Consider the following 25,007-nt stretch of genomic DNA (forward strand, 5'->3'; position numbering starts at 1 on the left):
GTACGTCGTCTGTGCTTGCTACGTCTTCTGCGCATTTCTGCGGGTGTCAAGCCTCTCAGATCATGCCGGACCATCGTCGCCGGAGTCGTTCGCGGCGGCCACTTCGGCAAGCCGCCGGTGCTCGGCGGCCTTTGCCTCGTGAATGGCGGCCATCCGCAGGTGGTAATCGGGGCTGTCCAGCTCATAGATGTCCGGGATGCCGTCCATGTCCTCGTCCCGCTCCTCCTCCTGACACAGCCGCTGGTATGTGGTGTTGCGCAGCTTGAGGAGGATGCCGGCGAACAGAGCGGCACTCAGCGAGCCGATGAGGACCGCCGCCTTGACCTCCCCGGCGAGCGTGGGATCGGCGGGGAAGGCGAGTTCGCCGATGAGGAGGGAGACGGTGAAGCCGATTCCGGCGAGAACGGCCACGGCGAAGACATCGGCCCAGGCCAGATCCTCGTTCAGCTCGGCCCTGGTGAAGCGGGCGGCGCACCAGGAGCCGCCGAAGACGCCGACGGCCTTGCCCACGACGAGGCCGAGGACGACGCCGAGGGTCTCCGGGCGGGTGAAGACATCCGCCACGGCGCCGCCGGAAAGCGGCACCCCGGCCGCGAACAGGGCGAACAGCGGCACCGCCACACCCGCCGACACAGGGCGCAGCCGGTGCTCGACGCGCTCGGCGGGGGAGCGCTCCTCGCCCTCCCGTACGGTGCAGCGCAGCATCAGGCCCATCGCGACACCGGCGATGGTGGCATGCACACCGCTGGCATGCATCAGCGCCCAGACCACCACGGCGAGCGGGAGATGGATCCAGGCCGTGCGGACGCCCTTGCGGTGCAGCAGCCAGACGAGGACGAGCGCGGCGACGGACAGGCCCAGGGCGATGAAGTTGATGTGCTGGGTGAAGAAGATCGCGATGATCAGGATGGCGCCGAGGTCGTCGACGACCGCGAGGGTGAGCAGGAAGGCGCGCAGCGCGGCGGGCAGGGCGGTGCCGAGCACGGCGAGGACGGCGAGCGCGAAGGCGATATCGGTGGCGGTCGGCACGGCCCAGCCCTTGAGGCCGCCGTTGCCGCTCGCGCTGACGGCGACATAGACGAGCGCGGGCATGGCCATGCCGCAGACGGCGGCGATCACGGGCAGCGCGGCCGCCTTGGGGTCGCTCAGCTCGCCCGCGACCAGTTCGCGCTTCAGCTCGATACCGGCGACGAAGAAGAAGATCGTGAGCAGGCCGTCGGTGGCCCAGGAGGCGACCGAGAGGTGCAGATGCAGCGCCTGGGGGCCGAAGGAGAAGTCCTTGATGTCGCCGTAGAGGCCGCTGAGCGGAGTGTTGGCGAGGATCAGCGCCACGATGGCGGCCACGAGGAGGATCACCCCGCCGACGGTCTCGGTGCGCAGCGCGTCGACGACGAACGTCCGCTCGGGGAGCGACAGGCGTCCGAGGAACTTGCGGCTGGTGGGCGCGGCCACGGATGGGCCTCCTGGGTGGGTCGGTGGTGCGGATACACGTGTGGCGTATGCCGACCAGACTTCCCGGCGCTCCTGTCCCTCATCTTGTCGTAATTTTTACGCGACGGCCACCTCCGGCAATCACGGCGAGTGGCGCCCCGGCAATCACGGCGAGTGGCGCCCCCGCTTGGCGGGAGCGCCCCTCGCTCATGTGGTGCCTGTTGCTGATGTGCTGCCTGTGGCGGCCTGCGCTGCCTGTGGTGTGCCGCGACCCTGGGGTGGGTCGGATCAGTCCTCGCTGGGCGCCGAGGGCAGCTTGCTCTGGATCAGCTCCATGACGGAGGAGTCGGTGAGTGTGGTGACATCGCCCAGCGCGCGGTTCTCGGCGACGTCGCGCAGCAGACGGCGCATGATCTTGCCGGAGCGGGTCTTGGGCAGCTCGGCCACCGGCAGGATCCGCTTGGGCTTGGCGATCGGGCCGAGCTGCTTGCCGACATGCGCCCGCAACTCCTCGACCAGGCCATCGTCCTCGGCCGCGCTGCCGCGCAGGATCACGAACGCGCAGATGGCCTGGGTGGTCTGCGGGTCGGTGGCGCCGACGACCGCCGCCTCGGCGACCTTGGGGTGCGAGACGAGCGCCGATTCGACCTCGGTCGTCGAGATGTTGTGGCCGGACACCAGCATCACATCGTCGACCCGGCCGAGCAGCCAGATGTCGCCGTCGTCGTCCTTCTTGGCGCCGTCGCCCGCGAAGTAGCGCTTGTCGAAGCGGGACCAGTAGGTGTCCAGGTAGCGCTGGTCATCGCCCCAGATGGTGCGGAGCATGGACGGCCACGGCTCGGTGAGCACCAGATAGCCGCCATGGCCGTTCGACACCTCATTGGCCTCGTCGTCCACGACGGTGGCGGCGATGCCCGGCAGCGGGACCTGGGCCGAACCGGGCTTGGTCGCGGTGACGCCCGGCAGCGGACTGATCATGATGCCGCCGGTCTCGGTCTGCCACCAGGTGTCGACGACGGGCGTGGTGTCCGCGCCGATGTGCTTGCGGTACCAGACCCACGCCTCGGGGTTGATGGGCTCGCCGACGGAGCCGAGGATGCGCAGCGAGGAGAGGTCGAACTTGGCCGGGATGTCGTCGCCCCACTTCATGCAGGCGCGGATCGCGGTCGGGGCGGTGTACAGGAGGGTGACCCCGTACTTCTGGACGATCTCCCACCAGCGGCCCTGGTGCGGGGTGTCCGGGGTGCCCTCGTAGAGCACCTCGGTGGCGCCGTTGGAGAGCGGGCCGTAGACGATGTACGAGTGGCCGGTGACCCAGCCGACGTCGGCGGTGCACCAGAAGACGTCGGTCTCCGGCTTGAGGTCGAAGACGGCGTGGTGGGTGTAGGAGACCTGGGTGAGGTAGCCGCCGGAGGTGTGCAGGATGCCCTTGGGCTTTCCGGTCGTGCCCGAGGTGTAGAGGATGAACAGCGGGTGCTCGGCGTCGAACGCCTGGGGGGTGTGCTGCTCCGGCTGGCGCGCCACGATCTCGTGCCACCAGACGTCGCGGCCCTCGTGCCAGTCCACCTCCTGGCCGGTGCGGCGGACGACCAGCACACTGCGCACATTCTCGGTGCCGGGCCGGGTGAGCGCTTCGTCGACGGCGGGCTTGAGCGCGGAAGCCTTGCCGCGTCGGTAGCCGCCGTCCGAGGTGATGATGACGCGGGCGTCGGCGTCCTGGATACGGGTGGCGAGAGCGTCGGCCGAGAAGCCGCCGAAGACCACCGAATGCGGTGCGCCGATACGGGCGCAGGCCAGCATCGCGACCACGGCCTCCGGGATCATCGGCAGGTAGATGGCGACCCGGTCGCCCGACTGGACCCCCAACTCGGTCAGCGCGTGGGCCGCTTGGGAGACCTCCCGCTGTAGCTCGGCATAGGTGAGGGAGCGGGTGTCGCCGGGCTCGCCCTCGAAGTGGAGCGCCACCCGGTCGCCCAGGCCGTTCTCGACATGCCGGTCGACGCAGTTGTACGCCACATTGAGCTTGCCGTCGGCGAACCACTTCGCGAACGGTGGGTTCGACCAGTCGAGTGTCTCGGTCGGCGCGGTCGCCCATGACAGCCGACGGGCCTGCTCGGCCCAGAAGCCCAGGCGGTCCGCCTTCGCCCGCTCATACGCCTCGGCCGTGACATTGGCGTTCGCGGTCAGCTCGGCGGGCGGCGCGAAGCGACGCTCCTCCCGAAGAAGGTTGGCCAGGCTCTCGTTACTCACGACATCTCCCATTCCCAGGGTGTCCGTTGTGTCCCAGGCCATAGCTCATCAGCCAACGGCACACCCTGACAAGGGCTGTCGCCGAAAATTGGTTTAGACCTGTCATGGTCTATGTCACCGCCCCAGCTCCAGGGCCCCCTGGGCGGGGTCCCCTCCCCGTTCCGCGACGCCGGAACGGCCGCTTCCAGCCTGGGCGGGGGCCGCCGCTGCGAGACAGTCGGGCATCGGTACGCCATGGTCCGGACGGACGGGCAGGAATCTCCCCGAGCCTGTGTCCAGGACATACGCCTGCGCCTCCGCCACGTGGAAATACATTCCATGCAGCGCCAGCCCGCCCTCCGCCACCCGCCGTGCCACACAGGCGTGCTCCATCAGATGGTCGAGCTGCTGTCTCACATTGACCAGCGCCAGCCGCTCCACATCGTCGGCGACCGGCCGGCTCGACAGAGCGACCTCGCCGCGCCCCAACCGACCGATCCGCTCCATCCGCGCCAGCGCCGGTCTGCCGTGGCGCAGCCAGCGCTCAAGCGGCGAGTGCTCAAGCGGTGTCGGGGCCCCGCCGGCGGTTGTCCCGGCCCCGGGCTGGGACGGCGTTCGGGCCGGGGCCGATGAGCCGAGCAGTGCATGCATCGCACCGCATCCGGAGTGCCCGCACACCGTGATGCTGCTGACCTTCAGTACCTCCACCGCATAGTCGATCGCCGCGCCCACCGAGTCGCAGGAGCCATCGGCGTCCGATGGTGGCACCAGATTGCCTACATTGCGCACGGTGAACAGGTCGCCGGGGCCACTGGAGGTGATCATGCTGGTCACCAGGCGGGAGTCGGCGCAGGTGAGGAAGAGCTGGCTGGGCCGCTGCCCCTCCCGCGCCAGCCGCGCCAGCTCGTTGCGGACCAGCGGTGCCGTATGGCGCTGGAACGCGCTCACCCCGCCGAGTAGCTGACCGCCCGCGTGCCCGTCGACACTCGCGGCCGCCGGGGCGGGACGGGTGCAGTGGTGATCACGCCAAGGTGTCCAGGGCCGGCAGGCCCGGGCGTCGCCCGCTTCCGCGATCCGCCGAGTCGGCCGTCCATCGTCCGCCGCCGGTCCGGAGCTCGAGGACCGGCGGAGCCCCATGAGCAGAGCGACCGTGAGGAGGGTGACCGCGAGGACCGCGACAGCGACCATGAGCCCGACTACGAGCGATGCGCCGCAGGCCCATGCGATGCCCAGTGAGGCCGGGGCGGCAACCAGGGAGAGAGGGACGGCGAACAGGAAGAGGGTGGCCGATGCGGAGAGATCTCCGTGTCTGTGGCGGGAGACCCGGTGGATCCGGTCCAAGAGCTTCAACATTCCCGTCTCCTCCGGGGCTTCGGTCGCGGATAGGGGCGCGGCCGTGGGTCACGGCGTACTGCGGTACTGAATCCCAAGCGTTGGTAAATGAATCGTAATGCTGAGTAAAGTCGCTGGGAAGCCTTTTGGGGGGAAGTGGGTTGTTATTCCATCTATAGGGTGAATAGTCATTTAAAACGCCCTGTCATCCCCTGCCTTTTCCTCGGTCCATGCGAGGTTGACTCCCATCCGGCCGGATCTCTCCGACACAGCACGACATGAGGGGCGAGGTGGCGGTATGAGAGCCAGAAGAGACGTCACTGCACTGCTGGCCATGGTGGTGGCGCTCTCCATGCCGGTCGGCTGCTCCGGAGACTTCGCCCAGACCCATGGACCGGGCGGCACCGCGGGCCCGCGCCTTGACAGGGACGGTCCTCAGAGGGGGCCGGGTGGACCGAACCGCCCTGACAAGGCCCCGAAGGTGCTACGGCTCATCGGCGACGGATCGACCTCCGACACCGGCCCCCAGCCCCATCAGCCGAAGGCCGAGCGGCTTGCACCGGGTGAGAGACCACCGCGGTTCGTCGTCTTCTCCTGGGACGGCGCGGGGCAGGACAAACAGAAGCTGTTCTCCCACTTCCGCGCGGTCGGCAGGAAGTACGGCGCGACGATGACGTACTTCCTCAGCGGTGTGTACCTGCTGCCCGCGGAGAAGGGGTACCTCTACGATCCGCCCAGACATCGGCGCGGCGCCTCGACCATCGGCTTCAACGACGTCAAGGGCATCAAGGCCACGGTGGAGCAGCTCAGCGGCGCCTGACTGGACGGCAATGAGATCGGCACCCACTTCAACGGCCACTTCTGCGGAGACAAGCGCGGAGTCGGCACCTGGTCGGCGCGGCAGTGGACCAGCGAGATCCAGCAGGCCGAGTCGTTCGTCGAGAACTGGAAGACCAACTCCGGCCTGGAGCACGAGAAACCGCTCCCCTTCGACTACGGCGAGGAACTCATCGGCGGCCGTGCGCCCTGTCTGGAGGGGCAGCAGAAGCTGATCCGGGCAGTCGCGAAGCTGGGATGGCGCTATGACGCGAGCTCCCCCGGCGGGCTACAGATCTGGCCCCGCAAGCTCCACGGCGTCTGGGACTTCCCGCTCCAGCAGATCCCGGTACCGGGCCGCTCGTTCGAGACGCTCTCCATGGACTACAACTTCCTTGCCAACAAGCTACGTAAGAAGGAGGGTAAGCGGCCCAAGCGCTCCACCTGGGGCCGTCCCATGCGCGACGGTCTGCTCGCCGCCTTCGACCGGGCGTACGAGGGCAACCGGGCGCCGCTGTTCGTCGGCAACCACTTCGAGTCCTGGAACGGCGGAACGTATATGCGCGCCGTGGAGGACGTCATCAAGGAGGTCTGCCCGCGCAAGGGTGTGCGCTGCGTCTCCTTCAAACAACTGGCCGACTGGCTGGACGCGCAGAACCCCCGCGTCCTCGAGAAGCTGCGGGTCCTGGACGTCGGGAGGCGGCCGCCGGGCGGCTGGAAGAGCTACCTGGCCGCCGAGCCGGGCGTATCCGGGAAGCAGGTTTCAGAGGGCAAACACGTCTCCGAGGGCAAGCACATGGATCGGCATGCGGGCGAGCGCAGGCGGACGTCCGACCGCGAACCCGCGCATGAACGGACGTCCGAGCACCACACGCATACGGCTAAGCGGGAGCGGGAGTAGCCGTCGAGCCCTCCTCCGGCGCGAACTCCCGCAACGCGAAGGCGGGGTCGACCTGGGCGGCCAGATCGGCACCCGTCTTCGCGTTCCCCCAGCTCTGTGCGTTCTTCAGATGGAAGTGCACCATCTGGCGCGTGTACCGCTGCCAGTCGCGCCGCTCGTACGAGGCGTCCACCGCGTCCCGAAGGGTCCGCAGCGCGTCCCGGTTCGTCTCCTCGAGCTCCTCGAATCGGGGCGCACGGCCCTTCTCCATCGCCCGGACCCAGTCGGAGTGGCCGAACGCGACCAGGAGGTCATCGCCCACCTCCGCACGGAGGAAGTCCAGGTCGTCCGGGCCCTGCACCTTGTTGCCGACCACCCGGAGCGCCACATCGAAGTCGCGGGCGTACTCCTTGTACTGGCGGTAGACGGAGACGCCCTTACGCGTGGGCTCGGCCACCAGGAACGTCATGTCGAAGCGGGTGAAGAGGCCGGATGCGAAGGAGTCGCTGCCCGCCGTCATATCGACGACGATGAACTCGCCTGGCCCGTCGACGAGATGGTTCAGGCACAGCTCGATCGCGCCGACCTTGGAGTGGTAGCAGGCGACGCCGAGATCGGATTCGGTGAAGGGGCCGGTCGCCATCAGCCGCACCGCCCCGTCGTCGAGCCGCAGGGTGCGGGCGCATGCCTGGTAGACGGGGTTGTCCTCGCCGATCCGCAGCAGCCGCGACCCCTCGCCCGGCGGGGTGGTCTTGATCATGGTCTCGGCGGAGGCGATCCGGGGGTTCGTGCCGCGCAAGTAGTCCTTGATCAGCGGGAGATGGGCGCCCATGGCGGGCAGTGCGGCGGCCTCCGCCTCATCGAGCCCGAGCGCCGTGCCCAGATGCTGGTTGATATCGGCGTCGACGGCGACGACAGGGGCGTGGGCGGCGGCGAGATGGCGGATGAACAGCGAGGACAGCGTGGTCTTGCCGCTTCCACCCTTGCCTACGAAAGCGATCTTCATGTTCACCTAGCGTAGGTGAGTGATCGCGGACCATGCGGGATTTACGTGAAGAACACCACTCCAACGAGGGGTGCCGGGTGTGGTGTGCGTAGTGTCGTACTCATGAGTACGTCAGCAGATCCGCTCGCCGCCCTGGCCGCGCTGCCCGGTGTGGCCGAGTCCGTGAACGCCGTACGGAACGCTGTGGACCGGGTCTACGGACACCGGGTGATGCGCCGCCGCAGCAATGAGGTCACCTCAGAGGCGGCATTGCGCGGGGCGCGGGGCTCCGCCGCGCTGGCCGGCGCGGACTGGGCGCTGGAAGAGGTGCGCCGCCGCACGGACTTCGGGACCGAGGGCGAGCCGCGCACGGTGGGGGCGGCGCTGCGGCTGACCGCCGAGGCGGGGCAGTTGCTGAGCATCTGGCGTCAATCGCCGCTGCGCGTTCTGGCCCGGCTGCATCTGGTCGCGGCGGGCGGGGCGGAGGGCGACGAGGGGGTCGGACGGCCCCGGCAGTCGGGTGAGCCGGTGGACGAGCCGCTGATCGGATCCGATCTGCCGCTGCCGGACGCGGAGGAGGTGGCGGGGCGGCTCGATGGGCTGGCCCGGCTGCTGCTTGCGGGCAGCGAGGCTCCGGCGCTGGTGACGGCGGCGGTGGTGCATGGCGAACTGCTCGCTCTGCGGCCCTTTGTCTCCCGCAATGGCCTGGTGGCGCGCGCGGCCGAACGGATCGTGCTGGTCGGCAGCGGTCTCGATCCGAAGTCGATCTGCCCGGCCGAGGTGGGGTACGCGGAGCTGGGCGTGGCGCCGTATATGGCAGCGCTGGAGGGCTATGCGTCCGGAACGCCGGAGGGTATGGCGGTGTGGATCGCGCACTGCGGACGGGCGGTTGAGCTCGGAGTGCGGGAGTCCACGGCGGTCTGTGAGGCCCTGCAACGCGGGGCGGCCTGACGCCTGACAAGAGTTGCGGCGGTACCCGAGGGCACCGCCGCTGGCACAGCTACCGGGTTACCATGCGTGCAATCTCATTCGCCCATCAGGTCGGGAACTTATGCCCGTCACCTGGTGCGGCTGGCCCGTAATCGACGGGTCGACGTCGCGTGGGTGCTCAGCATCTGTGCTCGGTCCGTGGGGCCTTGGCGTCTGAGGGTTTCCTCCCGGATACCCCTGGTCTCGCGGGCCGTCGATTCCTTTGTACTCCTGCGAGAGGCCAAGCGGAACCCCTCACCGCAGATCTTTGCTATTACCCCTAAACGCGGGCATAAAGGGCGCGACGCCGATTGGTGTACCACACCAGCCCGGCGGTGGCGGCGGCCGCGCCGACGGCCGCTGCCACGGCGAGCACCGGGCGCGGTGGCATGGAGAGTGAGGGCCTGCGCTGCTTCAGCCGGACCGGGCGGTTGAAGGAGAGCACCGGCCAGCCGCGGGCCGCGGCCTCGCGCCGCAGCGCCCGGTCCGGGTTGACCGCGAAAGGGTGGCCGACCGACTCCAGCATCGGGAGATCGGTCGCCGAATCGCTGTAGGCGTAACAGCGTGACAAGTCGTAGCCTTCCGACTCCGCCAACTCGGCGATCGCCTCCGCCTTCGTCGGGCCATAGGCGTAGTACTCCACCTCTCCGGTGAAGGCTCCGTCCTCGACGACCATGCGGGTGGCCACCACGCGGTCCGCGCCCAGCAGCTCGCCGATCGGCTCGACCACCTCCGCACCGGAGGTGCTGACGATCACCACATCGCGGCCGGCGATGTGGTGCTCCTCGATGAGCGAGGCGGCCTCGTCGTAGATGATGGGGTCGATCAGATCGTGCAAGGTCTCGGCGACGATCTCCTTCACCTGCTGGACATTCCATCCGCGGCACAACGCCGAGAGATACGCCCGCATCCGCTCCATCTGGTCGTGATCGGCGCCGCCGGCCAGGAAGACGAACTGCGCATAGGCACTACGCAGTACAGCGCGGCGGTTGATCAGACCACCCTGGTAGAAGGACTTGCTGAAGGTGAACGCGCTTGACTTCGCAATGACCGTCTTGTCCAGGTCAAAGAAGGCGGCTGTCCGGGGCAAGGAGTGGTTTTCCACGACGCCGAGCATAGGGCCCACCATTCGGCGTAAGCTCAGGCGCGTGGGTTTGCCTGAGAAGGCTCTCGGGTACACCATGGAAGTCACGGATCGTTCGCGACCGTGCTAACCCGGCCCGACTCCTCCCCCCCCGAGTCGGCCGTGGGGACGACCCCCGCTCTCCCCCCCGGCGGGGGTCGTCGCATGTCCGGACGCATTTTCGGCGTTCTCATGAGATCTTGCTCCCCTCCCTCGGGCCCGTGTGGCCCCGCCTCTCCACAGCTTGAGAGGTAACCGTACGTAATCGCTAGGCTGCTCTCCGGAAGTCACTGCTTTAGGTGACTGGGATATTCACAAGTGATGAGTTGTCCACAGTTTTGGACCAAGATCCCCAAGATTTTCTGGATCGCAGCACGGTGATTCTCCGCGGTGCTCGCACTCGCTGTTCGCGGGAGTGAGAGCGCGTAACGGATATGGGAGGGGATCGTGACTGCATCCATCACACCGGAACGCCCTTCGGCGGCCGAAGGACAACGGGGCAGACCGCTCATCGTCACCGAGGACGAGGAGCTTCTCGACGATCTGCTGCGGCTGTGCGCGGCGGCCGGGGCCGAACCGGAAGTGGCCCATGGCGCGCTCACTCGCCGGGGCAGTTGGGAGGCCGCACCGCTGATTCTGGTCGGCGACGACTCGGCCGCCCGGCTGTGCGACCGGGCCCGCAGAGAAGGGGTGTTGCTCATCGGGCGGGATCTGGACGACCACGGCATCTGGCGGCGGGCCGTGGCGCTCGGCGCGGACAACGTGGCGTTCCTGCCCGATGCCGAGACCTGGCTGGTGGACCGGATCGCCGATGTCGCCGAGGGCGTGGGCCGGCAGGCCCTGACCATCGGGGTCATCGGCGGCCGCGGCGGCGCGGGAGCCTCCACCCTCGCCTGCGCCCTGGCGGTCACCGCGGCCCGCTCCGGCCGGCGCACCATGCTGATCGACGGCGATCCGCTGGGCGGCGGGCTCGATGTGCTGCTCGGCGGCGAGGGCGCGCAGGGGCTGAGATGGCCCGCCTTCGCCGAGTCGCGCGGCCGGGTCGCCGGAAGCGCTCTGGAGGAGTCGCTGCCCGAGCTGCACTCGCTGCGGGTGCTGAGCTGGGACCGCGGCGATTCGGTCGTCATCCCGCCCTCCGCGATGCGGGCGGTGCTGGCCGCGGCCAGGCGGCGTGGCGGGGTCGTGGTGGTGGATCTGCCGCGCCGCGTCGACGATGCGGCGGCCGAGGCCCTGGCCCAGATCGACCTCGGGCTGCTGGTCGTCCCGGCGGAGCTGCGAGCGGTCGCGGCCGCCCACCGGGTGGCGTCCACGGTGGGCATGGTGCTGCGGGACCTGCGCGCGGTGGTGCGGGGCCCGTGCGGGCCGGAGCTCGGCGACGAGGAGATCGCGGGGCTGCTCGGGCTGCCGCTGGCCGGTGAGCTGCCACCGGAGCCCGGTCTGGCGGACGCCTTCGAGGGCGGGGAGCCCCCGGGCGGCAGCCCCCGCGGACCGCTCGGCCGGTTCTGCGCCGAGTTCTGGGCGCGTGCCCTCGCCGACGAGGGAGGTGTCACCGCATGAGCGTCGTATCGCCGGATCTGCTGGACGCGGTGCGGCTGCGGCTCGCCGGGAGCGGCGCGAAGCCCACGCCCGCCCGGGTGGCGGCGGCCCTGCGCGAGGAGGGGCGGCTGCTCGGCGACACCGAGGTGCTCGGGGTGGTGGAGGCGCTGCGCTCGGAGCTGGTCGGCACCGGGCCCCTGGAGCCGCTGCTGGCCGCCCCCGATGTCACGGACGTCCTGGTCACCGCGCCCGACGAGGTGTGGGTGGACCGCGGCTCGGGGCTGGAGCGCACGGCCGTCACCTTCGTGGACGCGGCCGCCGTGCGCAGGCTCGCGCAGCGGCTCGCCGCCGTGGCCGGGCGGCGGCTGGACGATGCCCGGCCGTGGGTGGACGCCCGGCTGCCGGATGGGACCCGGCTGCATGCGGTGCTCCCCCCGGTCGCGGTCGGCTCGACCTGTCTGTCGCTGCGAGTGGTGCGCCCACGGGCGTTCTCCCTCGCGGAGCTGGAGGCGGCCGGGACGGTGCCGCCGGGCGGCGCGCATCTGCTGCGGGCCATGCTGGACGCCCGGCTGTCCTACCTGATCAGCGGCGGCACCGGCTCGGGCAAGACGACGTTGCTGAGCACCCTGCTGGGGCTGGTCGGCCCGCAGGAGCGGATCGTCCTCGCCGAGGACTCGGCCGAGCTGCGGCCCGACCACCCGCACGTGGTCCGGCTGGAGACCCGCCCTGCCAACCAGGAGGGCCGGGGCCAGGTCACCCTGCGGGATCTGGTGCGGCAGGCGCTGCGGATGCGCCCCGACCGGCTGGTGGTCGGGGAGGTGAGAGGCGCCGAGGTCACCGATCTGCTGGGGGCGTTGAACACCGGCCATGAGGGCGGCTGTGGCACCGTCCATGCCAATACGGCGGCCGACGTACCCGCGCGGCTGGAGGCGCTCGGCTCGACCGCGGGTCTGGACCGGGCCGCGCTGCACAGCCAGTTGGCGGCGGCGCTGTCGGTCCTGGTCCATCTGGTGCGGGACCGCGGCGGGCGGCGCAGGATCGCCGAGCTGCATGTGCTGGACCGGGACCGGGCGGGCTTCGTCACGACCGTCCCCGCGGCCCTCTGGAGCCCGGAGGGCTTCGAACGGGCGGCGGGCTGGCAGCGCCTCCAGCGGCTGTGCGCACGGGGCGGAGGCGCGGCATGACGGGCGCGGGAGCGGACCAGGGGGCGCTGACGCTGTGCGCCGCGATGCTGTGCGCGGGGGCGGCCGTATGGCTGCTCGCCGGGCGGGACCGGGAGCTGCGCCGGGTAAGGCTGCTGTTCGCGGGCGGCGGACCCGTCGAGCCGGCGGGACCCGACCCGGTGCGGCGGCTGTCCGAGACGGCCGCCTGGCTACGGGAGCGCTGGCGGGTCGGTTATGGCGGGCGGATGGGGCGTGAGCTGCTGTGTCTGCCGGTTGGATGTGTGATCGCGCTGCTGGGCGCGTCGGTTCTGCCGCTGCTCGGGGCGGTGGTGGCCACTCCGGTCGTCGGCCGGTGGCTGCGGTCCCGGCGGCGCGAGCGGGACCGTGTGCGGCGCGCCGCCGGGGTGATCGACCTCTGTGCCACCGTGGCCGGCGAGCTGCGGGCCGGGCGGCATCCCGGCGAGGCGCTGCTGGCGGTGGACCCGGGGCACCTGAGGGAGCGTTGGGGGCTGGTGACGGCCGCGGCGCGGTTCGGCGGTGAAGTGCCGGACGCGCTGCGGAGGGTGGCCCGGCTGCCGGGTGCCGAGGGGCTGACCGGGGTCGCGGCCTGCTGGCAGGTGGCGGTCGACGAGGGAGCGGGGCTGGCGGCGGGGCTCGACCGGGTGGCGGCGGCGCTGCGCGCCGAGCGGGACCAGCGGGACAGCCTGGACGCCAAGCTGGCGGGGGCCAAGGCCACCGCCGTCGCACTGGCGGTGCTGCCCGTCGTCGGGCTGGTGCTGGGCGGTCTGCTGGGCTCCAATCCACTGCATGAGCTGCTGCACACCCCGGCCGGGCTGAGCTGCCTCTTGGTGGGCGGCCTGCTGGAGTGGGCGGGCCTGGTGTGGACCGGCCGGATGGTGCGGGCGGCGCGTGAGCCGGGGCGGCCGGTGGCCGATGAGCGCTGAGGTTGTCCACAGCCTGGGGATTTCGCTGTCCGTCTTGGCGGCGGTCCTGTGCACGGCGATGGCGACGGTCGAGGCCCATCGGGAGCGAGGCGCCCGGCGACGGCTGACGGCGCTGCTTCCGGGCGCGAAGGACCGGCGGCCGAGGCGGGCCCGGCCGTGGCGGCACCGACGCGCCAGGGCCACTGGGGGCGCGCTGCCCTTCTGGGCCGCGCCGTGCGGCGCTGTGACGATCGCCGTCGTCCTCGTCGGAGGGCCTCCGGGGTGGGTGCTGGGGCTCACCGTGGCCTGCGGCCTCTGGTGGTGGCAACGGCACCGCCGCGCGACGGCCGGGCGCTCCGGTCGTGACCGGTACATCGAGGCCCTCGCCGCGCGTCAAATCCCGCTGGCCGCCGATCTGCTGACCGCCTGCCTGGCGGCCGGAGCGGGCCCACGGAAAGCGGCGGAGGCGGTGGGAGGTTCGCTCGGCGGCCCGGTCGGCGAGCGGCTTGCCCAGACCGCGGCGGAGCTGCGGCTGGGAGGCGAACCCGCCCACGCCTGGGGACGTATCGGGGCTCTGCCCAGAGCACAGGGGCTGGCGCGCGCCCTGGAACGCGCCGGGACAACGGGCGCTCCGGCGGTGGAGCCGGTGTCCCGACTGGCGGCCGAATGCCGGGCCGAGCAGGGGCGGGCGGCGATGAAACGGGCCGACCGCACCGGTGTGCTGGTCAACGCGCCGCTCGCGGGCTGCTTCCTCCCCGCGTTCCTGCTGGTCGGCCTGGCCCCGGTGATGATCGGGCTGGCCCGCGGCCTGATGGGCCACGGCCCCTGAACCCCGGCCAGACCACCAATTACACCGGCAACAACCACACCAGCAGCGATGACACCGCACGAGCGACAGCGGCACGACAACAGCACGACGAACGACGAACCGCGGTCAGTGACACCGCGGGCAGGGCAAGGGGGGCCGACATGGTGAAGCAGTGGTGGGTACGGCGGTACGCGGCGGCGCGTGCGAAGGCCGAGGCGGGCATGGCCACCGCCGAGTACGCGATGGGAACGATCGCGGCATGCGGATTCGCCGCGGTGCTCTACAAGGTGGTGACCAGCGGGACCGTCAGTGGCGCGCTTCAGTCGGTCATCGGACGGGCGCTCGATGCGCAGTTCTGAGGCGTCGGCGACGGCGGAGCGGACGGGCCCGCGCGCCGGGAGCGGCGCGCGGGGCGTCCCAAGGGTCCGGGGCCTCGCAAGGCTCTGGGGCGTCCCAAGGACCCCGGGCCTTGCACGGAGCCCGGCCCTCGCAAGGGCCCAAGGCGTCCCGAGGGCCCGAGGTGCCTTAGGACCCCGAGGCGTCCTAAGGGCCCAGCGCGCGGGGCGGGACAGCGGCTTCGTCACGGCGGAGACGGCCGTCGCCCTGCCGGTGCTGGCGCTGTTCGCCCTGATGCTGATCTGGGGGCTGATGGCCGCGGCCGCGCAGCTTCAGTGCGTGGACGCGGCCAGGGCCGGGGCGAGGGCGGCGGCGCGTTCGGAGCCGAAGGCGGACGCGATGGCCGCCGCCCGCTCGGCCGCACCCGATGGAGCGCGGGTCGAGCTGTGGCGGGACGGAGACCTGGTGCGGGTGCGAGTCCGGACCCATGCCGCCGGTCCCGGTCCGCTGGCGGTGAATCTGCGCGGCGAGGCGGCCGCGCTCGCCGAGGACACGGTGGGCGCGGTGGACGCGGGTGGTGCGGCCCGGGAGGCGGTCCCGTGAGAAGGGCGGACGACCGGGGGTCGGCCACGGTCTGGGTGGCGCTGGCCGCGACGGCCCTGTGCGCGGTGTTCGCGGTCGTACTGGCGGCCGGGCAGGCCATGGTGGCGCGCCATCGGGCGGGCGGAGCCGCCGATCTGGCGGCGCTCGCGGCGGCGGACCACGGCCTGGAGGGGGCTCGTACGGCTTGTGGTCTCGCCCGGCGGGTGGCCTCCGCTCAGGGGGCGCGCGTGGTGCGATGCACCCTGAGCGGCGAGATCGCGGACCTTACGGCGGAGGTGCGCACCGGCCCGTTCACGCTCCGGGCCAGGGCGCGGGCGGGGCCAGCGGGCACCCCCGTCACCGGACCGGCGCCGGCGCCGGGCGGCGGGGATCGCTCACTCGGCGGCCGGCGGCTGCTCCGGGGCCCCGGCGAGCAGGGTCGTCAGCAGGCGGATGGCGGCCTTCTTGTCCAGCGGGTCATTGCCGTTGCCGCACTTGGGCGACTGGATGCAGGACGGGCATCCCGCCTCGCACTCGCAGGCGGCGATCGCCTCGCGGGTGGCCGCCAGCCAGCGGGCGGCCGTGTGGAAGGCGCGCTCGGCGAAGCCCGCGCCACCCGGATGCCCGTCGTACACGAAGACGGTCGGCAGCAGCGTGTCAGCGTGCAGCGGGACGGACACCCCGCCGATGTCCCAGCGGTCACAGGTGGCGAAGAGCGGCAGGATGCCGATCGAGGCGTGCTCGGCGGCGTGCAGGGCGCCGCCGAGGGCCTGGGGGTGCACCCGGGCCTCCTCGAGCTGGTCGTCGGTGACCGTCCACCACACGGCCCGGGTGCGCAGGGTGCGCGGCGGAAGGTCGAGCTTGGACTCGCCGAGGACCTCACCGGTGATCAGCTTGCGGCGCAGAAAGGAGACCACCTGGTTGGTGACCTCGACCGAGCCGAAGCACAGCCGCGCATCCCCCCAGGGGATCTCGGTGGTGGTCTCCAGGATGGAGATCGCCGTGGTGTCGCGGGCCGTGGTCGAGTAGGGCGGAGCGGCCTCCTCCACCAGGGCGACCGAGTCGTCGAGGTCGAGCTGCCGGACGAGATAGCTCCGGCCCTGATGCAGGTGGACGGCGCCCTCGTGGACGGTGGTGTGGGCCGCCGCGGCGTCCACGGTGCCCAGCAGCCGCCCGGTCGCCGCCTCCACGACCTGGACCGGGCTGCCGCCCGCTCCGCGGATGTCGGTGAGGTCCGCGGCGCGCTCACGGCGGGTCCAGTGCCAGGCGGTCGCCCGGCGCCGCAGCAGCTTGCGCTGCTCCAGTTGCGGCATCAGTTCCTCGGTGGCGGGGCCGAAGAGCTCCAGGTCCGGCTCGGTGAGCGGAAGCTCGGCCGCGGCCGCGCACAGGTGCGGCGCGAGGACGTAGGGGTTGTCCGGGTCCAGGACGGTGGACTCCACCGGCTGCCGGAAGAGGGCGTCCGGATGGTGGACGAGATAGGTGTCCAGCGGGTCGTCCCGGGCGACCAGGATCGCCAGGGCCCCTTCGCCGGTGCGCCCGGCCCGGCCCGCCTGCTGCCACAAGGAGGCGCGGGTGCCGGGATAGCCCGCCACGACCACGGCGTCCAGCCCGGCGATGTCCATCCCCAGCTCCAGGGCGGTGGTGGCGGCGAGCCCCAGCAGCTCACCGGAGTGCAGGGCCCTCTCCAGGGCGCGGCGCTCCTCGGGGAGATAGCCGCCGCGATAGGCGGCGATCCGGTCCGGCAGCGAGCGGTCCACCTCGGCGAGCCGCTCCTGGGCGATGAGCGCGATGAGCTCCGCGCCCCGCCGGGAGCGCACGAAGGTGACCGTACGGACGCCCTGGACGGCCAGGTCGGTGAGCAGGTCCGCGGACTCGGCCGTGGCCGTGCGGCGCACCGGGGCGCCCTGCTCGCCGTGGAGCTCGGTCAGCGGCGGCTCCCAGAGGGCGAAGACGACCTCGCCGCGGGGCGAGCAGTCCTCGGTGATCTCCACCACGGGCAGGCCGGTCAGCCGGCTCGCGGCGACCGCCGGATCGGAGGCGGTGGCCGAGGCGAGCAGGAACACGGGAGAGGAGCCGTAGCGGGCGCAGACGCGGCGCAGCCTGCGCAGCACCTGGGCCACATGGGAGCCGAAGACACCCCGGTAGGTGTGGCATTCGTCGATCACCACATAGCGCAGCGCGCGCAGGAACGAGGACCATCTGGGGTGGCCGGGCAGGATGCCGCGGTGGAGCATGTCGGGGTTGGTGAGCACGTAGTTCGCGTACTGGCGCACCCACTCGCGCTCCTCCACGGGCGTGTCGCCGTCGTAGACCGCCGCCCGGACGCCGGTGCCCAGCGGGGCGGTGAAGCCGGCCACCGCGCGACGCTGGTCGGCGGCGAGCGCCTTGGTGGGGGAGAGGTACAGGGCGGTCGTGCCCCGCCCGTTGGGCTCCTCCGAGCCATCCAGCAGGGTGCTGAGGACGGGGGCCAGATAGGCGAGGGACTTGCCGGAGGCGGTTCCGGTGGCCACGACCACGGATTCCCCGCGCAGCGCGTGTTCGGCCGTACGCGCCTGGTGGGCCCACGGGCGCTCGATGCCGGCCGCGCGAATGGCGTTGATCACCTCCGGCCGGATCGCCGAGGGCCAGTCGGCATGGGTTCCCGGACGCGGGGGCAAGTGCTCCGTATGAGTGATGCGCGCGCCCCGGCCCGCCCCGGTGCTCAGCCGACCGAGGACGGCCCGGGGTGAGGGGCGTATGCCCGCCTGCCGCGGGATTTGGTCGTGGGCCATCGACACCGAGTGTGTCACTGGTCTGACGGACAATGGTCTCAAGGCGTCGTGCACGCCTGCTGGTAAGTGATTGAATGCCATCGCGGCTGCCGATCCATGGGGGGCGACCGCTCGATGCAAGGTGCTGGAGGATCCGTGGACCTGTCCCTGTCGACTCGGACCGTCGACGACCGCACGGTCGTCGAGGTCGGTGGCGAGATTGATGTATACACCGCGCCCAAGCTGCGCGAGCAGCTGGTCGAGCTTGTCAACGACGGCAACTACCACCTGGTCGTCGACATGGAGGGCGTCGACTTTCTCGACTCCACCGGACTCGGCGTGCTCGTCGGCGGGCTCAAGCGAGTGCGGGCCCACGAGGGCTCGCTGCGCCTGGTTTGCAACCAGGAGCGCATTCTGAAGATCTTCCGCATCACCGGCCTGACCAAGGTGTTCCCGATTCACACCTCGGTCGAGGACGCTGTCGCGGCGACCGACTGACAAGATCGCCGAAGGAAGACACAGAAGGGGGTTCCGGGCGGCGTACGCCCGGCCCTCCCGATAAGCACGCCCATACGCCCGAGGGGGATGGCATGGCCACCGTCGAACTCCGCTTCAGCGCGCTGCCTGAGCACGTCAGGACCGCTCGTCTTGTCGCGGCCGCCGTGGCGCGTCGGGCGGGGGTGGATGAGGCCGTGCTCGACGAAGTGCGGCTCGCGGTCGGCGAGGCTTGCACGCGTGCGGTCGGGCTCCACCTGAGCAATGGGGTGGAGGCACCGGTGCGGGTGACGCTGACCGAGGAGGAGAAGAAGTTCTCCATCGAGGTCGGTGACGAATCCCCGACCTCGGCGGCCCTGGCGTCCGGCTCCCATCCGGAGGTGGACGACGAGGCCGAGGGCGAGGACGAGATGGGTCTCGCCGTCATCAGCGGGCTCGTCGACGATGTCGAGGTGACGAGCAGCGAGTCCGGTGGAGTGATCCGGATGAGCTGGCCGACGTCACCCCAGCCTCTGGTGTCCTAGCCCGCGCACCGCGCCGGGTCCTGCCCCGCCGCGGGTTGCTGGGTCTTGCCTCACTGGGGCTGCTCGGTCTTGCCCCACCGACGCCAGGGGCCCTGGCTGCTGGGTCTTGCCCCACCGCGCCAGGCCCTGCCCCACTGGGGCCGCTGGGTTCTGCCCGCGGTGCCGGGTCCTGTCCTACTGGGGCTGCTTGGTGCTGCCCCGCCTTGCCGGGTCCTGCTTGTAGGGGGCTGGTTCTTGCCCTGCTTCGTTCGGGTCCTGGCCATGTCCGGCTGCGTTCTGCTCTCGCCGGTTCGGGCACTGCTCGCGCCGGGCTGAGTCCTGTTCGCGCCCGGCTGAGCCCTGTTCGCACACAGCAGCAGGCCCTCTCCTGGGGCCGGGAGCGGGCCTCACCCGTCCTGATCGCCGAAGCCGGGTCCCTCTTGAGGGTCATCTGTCCGTCATCCCTCTCCCGACCCGCAGGACCCGTTGGAACCCACCGAACCTGCCGTTTCATGATCGCCGGTCCGGCTGTTGGCATGCTCGCGCCCCGTGGGCGGCATGGTCCCGGCGCACCTCTCGGCGCGCGCTTTTTCGATCTCTGGCTTAGGCTCTGAACAGCGCTTTTCTCGACGGCACAAGACTGCCGCTAGATCATCTATATAGATCATTTGTAGAGATCATTTTACATCCGTCAGTGAATTGTCGACCTTCCTTCTTCCGAAGGAATTCATACCGCCAAACCAATTGATCTTCGCTGGTGCGGGCGAATTCCCATTCCGGCGCCCTGTTTTGATCGTGTGACGCTCCCTACAATCCGTCCACATCTCGAGCTCAGGACGCCTGAGCGCGGCGGCTCTTCTGCGGTCGCAGAACTGCTGCGCGCCCATGTGCCAAACGTCAAGGAGGACGAATGGCGGGGCCTCTCACCCCTCATCAGCTTGACCTCACCCCAACCCTGGCCGCCGCAGAGCTGACCGACGACAACCGTGTGATCGTGCTGGTGATCGCCGCCGTCGCGATCGCGGCGCTCGCGGTCGCGGTGGTGCTGGTACGACAAGTCCTCGCGGCGGGCGAGGGCACGGACAGTATGAAGAAGATCGCCGAGGCCGTTCAGGAAGGCGCCAATGCCTATCTGGCCCGGCAGTTGCGCACTCTCGGCGGATTCGCCGTGGTGGTGTTCTTCCTGCTCATGCTGTTGCCGGCGGACGACTGGTCGCAGCGCATCGGGCGTTCGGTGTTCTTTCTGATCGGTGCGGCATTCTCGGCCGCCACCGGCTATATCGGGATGTGGCTCGCGGTGCGCAGCAATGTGCGCGTCGCCGCCGCCGCCCGTGAGGCCACCCCCGAGCCCCCCACCACACCCGTCAATGGCGATTCGGCCGCTTCCGCACCCGGTAAGCCGAGCGTGGATCTCACGGCCGTCTCGCACAAGGCGATGAAGATCGCTTTCCGTACCGGCGGTGTGGTGGGCATGTTCACCGTGGGCCTCGGACTGCTGGGCGCCTCCTGCGTGGTGCTGGTCTACGCGGCCGACGCGCCCAAGGTGCTGGAGGGCTTCGGGCTCGGCGCCGCGCTGATCGCGATGTTCATGAGGGTCGGCGGTGGCATCTTCACCAAGGCCGCCGACGTCGGTGCCGACCTCGTCGGCAAGGTCGAGAAGGGCATCCCGGAGGACGACCCGCGCAACGCCGCCACCATCGCGGACAACGTTGGCGACAACGTCGGCGACTGCGCGGGTATGGCCGCCGACCTCTTCGAGTCGTACGCCGTCACCCTGGTCGCCGCGCTGATCCTCGGCAAGGCGGCCTTCGGTGACTCCGGGCTGGCCTTCCCACTGCTCGTGCCGGCCATCGGCGTGATCACCGCCATGATCGGGATCTTCGCCGTGGCCCCGCGCCGCGCCGACCGCAGCGGAATGAGCGCCATCAACCGCGGCTTCTTCATCTCGGCCGTGATCTCGATGGCGCTGGTGGCGGTCGCGGTCTTCACCTATCTGCCGTCCAGCTACGCGGATCTCCACGGCGTCACCAGCCGCGAGATCCTCGGCCACAGCGGTGACCCGCGGGTCCTCGCGCTCGTCGCCGTCGCCATCGGCATCGTGCTGGCCGCGCTCATCCAGCAGCTCACGGGCTACTTCACCGAGACCACCCGGCGTCCCGTGCGGGATGTCGGCAAGACCTCGCTGACCGGCCCGGCCACGGTGGTGCTCTCCGGCATTTCGCTCGGTCTGGAGTCGGCCGTCTATTCGGCGGTGCTGATCGGGCTGAGCGTCTACGGCGCCTTCCTGCTCGGCGGCACCTCGATCATGCTGGCGCTGTTCGCCGTCGCGCTCGCCGGCACCGGCCTGCTCACCACGGTCGGTGTGATCGTCGCCATGGACACCTTCGGTCCGGTCTCCGACAACGCCCAGGGCATCGCCGAGATGTCCGGCGATGTCGAGGGCGCGGGCGCGCAGGTGCTCACCGACCTCGACGCGGTCGGCAACACCACCAAGGCGATCACCAAGGGCATCGCGATCGCCACGGCGGTGCTCGCCGCGGCCGCGCTCTTCGGCTCGTACCGCGACGCCATCGCGGAGGCCGTGAGCGAGGTGCACACCTCGGTGGCCGGGGAGATGAATCTGAACCTGGACATCTCGCAGCCCAACAACCTGGTGGGCCTCGTCCTCGGCGCTGCCGTCGTCTTCCTCTTCTCCGGGCTGGCGATCAACGCGGTGTCGCGGTCGGCCGGAGCGGTGGTCTTCGAGGTGCGGCGGCAGTTCCGCGAGAAGCCCGGGATCATGAACTACAGCGAGAAGCCCGAGTACGGCCGGGTCGTCGACATCTGTACCAAGGACGCGCTGCGCGAGCTGGCCACACCGGGTCTGCTCGCCGTCCTGGCGCCGATCGCCGTCGGCTTCACCTTCGGGGTCGGCGCGCTCGGCTCGTTCCTGGCGGGCGCGATCGGCACCGGCACGCTGATGGCCGTCTTCCTCGCCAACTCCGGCGGTGCCTGGGACAACGCCAAGAAGCTGGTCGAGGACGGTCATCACGGCGGTAAGGGGAGCGAGGCGCATGCCGCGACGGTGATCGGCGACACGGTCGGCGATCCCTTCAAGGACACCGCGGGCCCCGCGATCAACCCGCTGCTGAAGGTGATGAACCTGGTGGCGCTGCTGATCGCGCCCGCGGTGGTGAAGTTCTCCTACGGGGACAACGCCAGCCCTGGGCTGCGTGCGGCCGTCGCCGGGCTCGCGGTCGTGATCATCGTGGCCGCGGTCTACATCTCCAAGCGGCGCGGAATCGTCGTAGGTGACGAAGACAACTCCGAGCGCGTGGCGAAGTCAGCCGACGCGGCGGTGGTGTCCTAGCCCCGGAAGGGACAAGGGGGCCGGGAAAGCCCCTGCGACATGCGGGCGGGCGAGGTGCGACAGCACATCGTCCGCCCGTGTCCCTGTCCGGGGTGTCCCGTCCGCTCGATGAGGCCATGTCCACAGCGAGCGGGGTGCAAATAGCCCTAAAAGTATCCATACGGGGCGCTCGTCGGGTGGGTCTCGCCGGATGGACGTGTATGTTCCGGGGCCGAGAGCCATGGAAGGGACCAATCCGGTGAACAAGAAGCTTGTGGCTGCACTGTCCGGCGGTGCGGCACTCGTACTGGCGCTGACCGGCTGCGGGGGCGGCGATGACGAGGACAAGAAGGTCAACGACTGGGCCAAGTCGGTCTGTGACGAGGTGCAGCCTCAGCTCAAGAAGATCCAGGGTGCCAACACCGCGATCCAGGGCGCAGCCGACGAGCAGGACTCCAAGAAGCTTCAGCAGACGGACGCCAAGGCGTTCCAGGAGATCTCCGAGTCCTACGGGGCACTCGCCAAGGCCGTGAACAAGGCGGGCCCCCCGCCCGTCGACAACGGCGACAAGACCCAGCAGCAGGCGGTCAAGGAGCTCAACGCCACCTCGGGGGCGTACACGAAGCTGAAGACGTCCGTCGACAAGCTGGACACCTCGGACAAGTCCAAGTTCGCCCAGGGGCTCAAGGGCGTCGCCGACGAGCTCGACAAGCTCAGCAAGTCGGGTGACCAGGCCCTGCAGAAGCTCCAGGAAGGAAAGGTCGGCTCGGCGATGGCCAAGCAGTCCGGCTGCCAGAAGCCGAAGACGAGCGGCGGCGCCACGACGCAGTCCTGACGGGCTGCCCGGGGTCGCACAGGACCGCCGCGAGCTGCCCAGGGGGCACCGCCCGGGGCCGCCCTGGAACGCCTCGGGCTGTCCAGGGCCGCCCAGGTTCTGCCCCAGGGGCAACGCCGCCGCCTCGCGCCCCCTTTGTCGGCTCGTCAGCCAGGGCGACGCGGGCGATGTCGTCCCGATGCCGACCGGCGTCGCCCGCTGTCGGTCATTGCCCCGACAATGGGGGGCGTGAGTACGCACCAGCCTCCGTTCCGCCTCCCCGTCGCCGACCCCGAGCGCACCGCCCGCCTTCGTGAGGCGCTGTCGGCTGCCTCCTTCACCGCCGATGGTCTGCTGGATCTGCTCGGCTCGTCCGCCTACGCGGCCCTGGCGCGCGGCGAGACCGTCCCGGCGCTGCGCGCCACCCGGGGCGAGAGTAGCCCGCTGGAGACCCTGGTGCGGCTCTTTCTGTTGCAGCGCCCCGTGGCGTACGGACGGGCGGCCGCGGCCCTGCCGGCCGAGGACTGCCTCGCCGACGGCTGGCTGGTGCGCGAGGGCGACGAGGTGCGCGCGAGTGTGGATGTGCGGCCTTACGGCGGTCCCGAGGGCCAGGACTGGTGGGTCGTCTCCGACCTGGGCTGCGCGGTCGGCGGCGCCGGAGGGATCGGCGGCCCGGGCGGCGCGCGCGACCGCGAGGACCGCTCCCGGCTCGTCCTCGGGGTCGGCGGCGCGTCCACCACGCTCGCCGGTCTCACCGTGCCCGCGCCCGTGGGCCGGGTCCTCGACCTCGGCACCGGCTCCGGCATCCAGGCGCTGCACGCGGGCCGCCACGCCACCCGCGTCACCGCCACGGACCGCAATCCGCGCGCCCTGGCGATCGCCCGGCTGACCCTCGCCCTGTCCGGGGCGCCGGAGCCGGAGCTGCGGGAGGGGTCGCTGTTCGAGCCCGTCGGGGACGAGACGTACGACCTGATCGTCTCCAACCCGCCCTTTGTGATCTCTCCCCGCTCCCCGGAGGGCAGCGAGCTGGTCTACCGGGAGGGTGGGATGTCGGGGGACGACCTGTGCCGCACCCTCGTCCAGCAGTCCGCTGCGCACCTCGCCGACGGCGGCTGGTGTCAGTTGCTGGCGAACTGGCAGCACGTCGAGGGGGAGGACTGGCGCGAGCGGGTGGCCTCCTGGGTCCCGTCCGGCTGTGACGCGTGGATGGTGCAGCGCGAGGTGCAGGACGTCAGCCAGTACACCGAGCTGTGGCTGCGCGACGCCGGTGAGCATCTGGCCGGCCCCGAGGCGTACGCGGCGCGCTACGAGGCGTGGCTGGACGAGTTCGAGGCGCGGAAGACCACGGCGGTCGGCTTCGGCTGGATCACCCTGCGCAAGTCCGGCGCCGACCGGCCCTCGGTGACCGTGGAGGAGTGGCCCCATCCGGTCGAGCAGCCGCTGGGGGGCGAGGTCATGGCCCACTTCGACCGGCAGGACTTCCTGCGCACGCATGACGACGCGGCGCTGCTGACCGCCCGCTTCCGGCTGGCGGACGAGGTGGTCCAGGAGCAGGTGGGCCCGCCCGGGGCCGAGGACCCCGAGCATGTGGTGCTCAGGCAGTACCGGGGGATGCGGCGTGCGACGACGGTGGACACGGTCGGGGCGGGCTTCGCGGGTGTGTGCGACGGCACATTGAGCGCGGGCCGGATCCTGGACGCCATCGCCCAGTTGCTCGGGGAGGACCAGGTGGTGCTGCGCGACCGCACCCCGCAGTCCATCCGGCTCCTGATCGAGCAGGGTTTTCTGCGGCCGGTCGATGACGACGGCATAGCGGCGCGATAGAGCGCACCGGGTGGGCGCTGGGGGCGTGCGCCGGTGGTACAGCACCCGCCCCCGCGCCCCCGTATGGCAGAAAGCTGCCGCCAGGGCGCGGAACAGGCCCCCGGGACACGGCCCTACGAGGTGACGCGCGCTGTTCACCCGGGGTTCGCGCTCACGCCTCCCGTGCGTGCCACGCTCCCG

General features: G+C 70.9%; 16 protein-coding genes and 4 pseudogenes. 14 read left to right on the forward strand and 6 right to left on the reverse strand.

Translation table 11 applies throughout. The annotated features are described in order from the left end of the window. Positions 1 to 60: 60 nt before the first annotated feature. The 3 genes and pseudogenes from nhaA to ACK1X7_RS27365 all read right to left on the reverse strand — a co-directional run. Entirely contained in the window at positions 61 to 1,452 is a 1,392-nt protein-coding gene (gene nhaA / locus ACK1X7_RS27355; protein ID WP_390795264.1) for a Na+/H+ antiporter NhaA, read from the reverse strand. 267 nt (positions 1,453 to 1,719) lie between these two features. Next, positions 1,720 to 3,681, reverse strand: coding sequence for an acetate--CoA ligase (gene acs / locus ACK1X7_RS27360; protein ID WP_385140106.1), 1,962 nt, complete (start codon positions 3,679 to 3,681; stop codon positions 1,720 to 1,722). 114 nt (positions 3,682 to 3,795) lie between these two features. Next, a pseudogene (locus tag ACK1X7_RS27365) lies at positions 3,796 to 4,752 on the reverse strand (carbonic anhydrase); the annotation flags it as partial. Between the two features lie 538 nt (positions 4,753 to 5,290). Between ACK1X7_RS27365 and ACK1X7_RS27370 the strand changes: the two are divergent. Then, positions 5,291 to 6,709, forward strand: a pseudogene (locus tag ACK1X7_RS27370) (hypothetical protein). Here the strand turns inward: ACK1X7_RS27370 and ACK1X7_RS27375 are convergent. After that, entirely contained in the window at positions 6,690 to 7,694 is a 1,005-nt protein-coding gene (locus ACK1X7_RS27375; RefSeq protein WP_390795261.1) for an ATP-binding protein, read from the reverse strand. The pseudogene ACK1X7_RS27370 and the gene ACK1X7_RS27375 overlap by 20 nt on opposite strands. Before the next feature lie 102 nt (positions 7,695 to 7,796). Between ACK1X7_RS27375 and ACK1X7_RS27380 the strand changes: the two genes are divergently transcribed. Continuing rightward, complete coding sequence (locus ACK1X7_RS27380) at positions 7,797 to 8,624, forward strand: oxidoreductase (RefSeq protein ID WP_390795260.1); 828 nt, start codon at positions 7,797 to 7,799, stop codon at positions 8,622 to 8,624. A gap of 298 nt (positions 8,625 to 8,922) precedes the next feature. Here the strand turns inward: ACK1X7_RS27380 and ACK1X7_RS27385 are convergent, their stop codons facing one another. Further along, entirely contained in the window at positions 8,923 to 9,759 is an 837-nt protein-coding gene (locus ACK1X7_RS27385; RefSeq protein WP_385140098.1) for an HAD family hydrolase, read from the reverse strand. 453 nt (positions 9,760 to 10,212) lie between these two features. Between ACK1X7_RS27385 and ssd the strand changes: the two genes are divergently transcribed. From ssd to ACK1X7_RS27420, 7 genes and pseudogenes are all read left to right on the forward strand, one after another. Then, positions 10,213 to 11,322: a septum site-determining protein Ssd gene (gene ssd, locus ACK1X7_RS27390; protein ID WP_382952768.1), complete on the forward strand. Its 1,110-nt coding sequence runs from the start codon at positions 10,213 to 10,215 to the stop codon at positions 11,320 to 11,322. Continuing rightward, positions 11,319 to 12,485, forward strand: coding sequence for a TadA family conjugal transfer-associated ATPase (locus ACK1X7_RS27395; protein WP_385140096.1), 1,167 nt, complete (start codon positions 11,319 to 11,321; stop codon positions 12,483 to 12,485). The genes ssd and ACK1X7_RS27395 overlap by 4 nt, the downstream gene beginning before the upstream one ends. Further along, the gene (locus ACK1X7_RS27400; protein WP_385140093.1) at positions 12,482 to 13,408 is read left to right on the forward strand and encodes a type II secretion system F family protein; all 927 of its coding nucleotides are present in this window, start codon (positions 12,482 to 12,484) and stop codon (positions 13,406 to 13,408) included. Before ACK1X7_RS27395 ends, ACK1X7_RS27400 begins: the two co-directional genes overlap by 4 nt. Continuing rightward, positions 13,398 to 14,216: a type II secretion system F family protein gene (locus tag ACK1X7_RS27405; RefSeq protein ID WP_413115773.1), complete on the forward strand. Its 819-nt coding sequence runs from the start codon at positions 13,398 to 13,400 to the stop codon at positions 14,214 to 14,216. The genes ACK1X7_RS27400 and ACK1X7_RS27405 overlap by 11 nt, the downstream gene beginning before the upstream one ends. A gap of 140 nt (positions 14,217 to 14,356) precedes the next feature. Then, positions 14,357 to 14,554, forward strand: coding sequence for a DUF4244 domain-containing protein (locus tag ACK1X7_RS27410; RefSeq protein WP_059142404.1), 198 nt, complete (start codon positions 14,357 to 14,359; stop codon positions 14,552 to 14,554). Between the two features lie 187 nt (positions 14,555 to 14,741). Continuing rightward, a pseudogene (locus tag ACK1X7_RS27415) lies at positions 14,742 to 15,134 on the forward strand (TadE family type IV pilus minor pilin); the annotation flags it as partial. A 65-nt stretch (positions 15,135 to 15,199) separates the two neighbouring features. After that, positions 15,200 to 15,397 (forward strand): annotated as a pseudogene (locus tag ACK1X7_RS27420) (Rv3654c family TadE-like protein); the annotation flags it as partial. 111 nt (positions 15,398 to 15,508) lie between these two features. Here the strand turns inward: ACK1X7_RS27420 and ACK1X7_RS27425 are convergent. Beyond that, positions 15,509 to 17,965 (reverse strand): DEAD/DEAH box helicase, encoded by a 2,457-nt coding sequence (locus ACK1X7_RS27425; protein WP_413115774.1) that lies wholly within the window; start codon positions 17,963 to 17,965, stop codon positions 15,509 to 15,511. A gap of 54 nt (positions 17,966 to 18,019) precedes the next feature. Between ACK1X7_RS27425 and bldG the strand changes: the two genes are divergently transcribed. The 5 genes from bldG (at position 18,020) to ACK1X7_RS27450 (ending at position 24,827) form a co-directional block, all read left to right on the forward strand. Further along, positions 18,020 to 18,361 (forward strand): anti-sigma factor antagonist BldG, encoded by a 342-nt coding sequence (gene bldG / locus ACK1X7_RS27430; protein ID WP_014061729.1) that lies wholly within the window; start codon positions 18,020 to 18,022, stop codon positions 18,359 to 18,361. Positions 18,362 to 18,453: 92 nt separating this feature from the next. After that, on the forward strand, positions 18,454 to 18,882 hold the full coding sequence (locus tag ACK1X7_RS27435) for an ATP-binding protein (protein ID WP_385140084.1): 429 nt from the start codon (positions 18,454 to 18,456) through the stop codon (positions 18,880 to 18,882). An 889-nt stretch (positions 18,883 to 19,771) separates the two neighbouring features. After that, positions 19,772 to 22,210, forward strand: coding sequence for a sodium-translocating pyrophosphatase (locus tag ACK1X7_RS27440; protein ID WP_385140081.1), 2,439 nt, complete (start codon positions 19,772 to 19,774; stop codon positions 22,208 to 22,210). 238 nt (positions 22,211 to 22,448) lie between these two features. Continuing rightward, positions 22,449 to 23,024, forward strand: coding sequence for a small secreted protein (locus ACK1X7_RS27445; protein WP_385140079.1), 576 nt, complete (start codon positions 22,449 to 22,451; stop codon positions 23,022 to 23,024). A 219-nt stretch (positions 23,025 to 23,243) separates the two neighbouring features. Next, positions 23,244 to 24,827, forward strand: a complete 1,584-nt coding sequence (locus ACK1X7_RS27450) for a DUF7059 domain-containing protein (protein ID WP_413115775.1) — start codon at positions 23,244 to 23,246, stop codon at positions 24,825 to 24,827. Positions 24,828 to 25,007 lie beyond the last annotated feature (180 nt).

Source organism: Streptomyces sp. CY-1 (assembly GCF_047218265.1).
GTDB classification, from domain to species: domain Bacteria; phylum Actinomycetota; class Actinomycetes; order Streptomycetales; family Streptomycetaceae; genus Streptomyces; species Streptomyces niphimycinicus.

Coding starts and splice junctions, on each gene's coding strand:
- ACK1X7_RS27380 (WP_390795260.1), top strand. CDS start 7,797: ATGAGTACGTCAGCAGATCCGCTCGCCGCCCTGGCCGCGCTGCCCGGT.
- ACK1X7_RS27450 (WP_413115775.1), top strand. CDS start 23,244: ATGGGGGGCGTGAGTACGCACCAGCCTCCGTTCCGCCTCCCCGTCGCC.
- ACK1X7_RS27435 (WP_385140084.1), top strand. CDS start 18,454: ATGGCCACCGTCGAACTCCGCTTCAGCGCGCTGCCTGAGCACGTCAGG.
- ACK1X7_RS27440 (WP_385140081.1), top strand. CDS start 19,772: ATGGCGGGGCCTCTCACCCCTCATCAGCTTGACCTCACCCCAACCCTG.
- ACK1X7_RS27400 (WP_385140093.1), top strand. CDS start 12,482: ATGACGGGCGCGGGAGCGGACCAGGGGGCGCTGACGCTGTGCGCCGCG.
- ACK1X7_RS27385 (WP_385140098.1), bottom strand. CDS start 9,759: ATGCTCGGCGTCGTGGAAAACCACTCCTTGCCCCGGACAGCCGCCTTC.
- ACK1X7_RS27405 (WP_413115773.1), top strand. CDS start 13,398: ATGAGCGCTGAGGTTGTCCACAGCCTGGGGATTTCGCTGTCCGTCTTG.
- ACK1X7_RS27410 (WP_059142404.1), top strand. CDS start 14,357: ATGGTGAAGCAGTGGTGGGTACGGCGGTACGCGGCGGCGCGTGCGAAG.
- ACK1X7_RS27375 (WP_390795261.1), bottom strand. CDS start 7,694: ATGAAGATCGCTTTCGTAGGCAAGGGTGGAAGCGGCAAGACCACGCTG.
- ACK1X7_RS27395 (WP_385140096.1), top strand. CDS start 11,319: ATGAGCGTCGTATCGCCGGATCTGCTGGACGCGGTGCGGCTGCGGCTC.
- ACK1X7_RS27425 (WP_413115774.1), bottom strand. CDS start 17,965: ATGGCATTCAATCACTTACCAGCAGGCGTGCACGACGCCTTGAGACCA.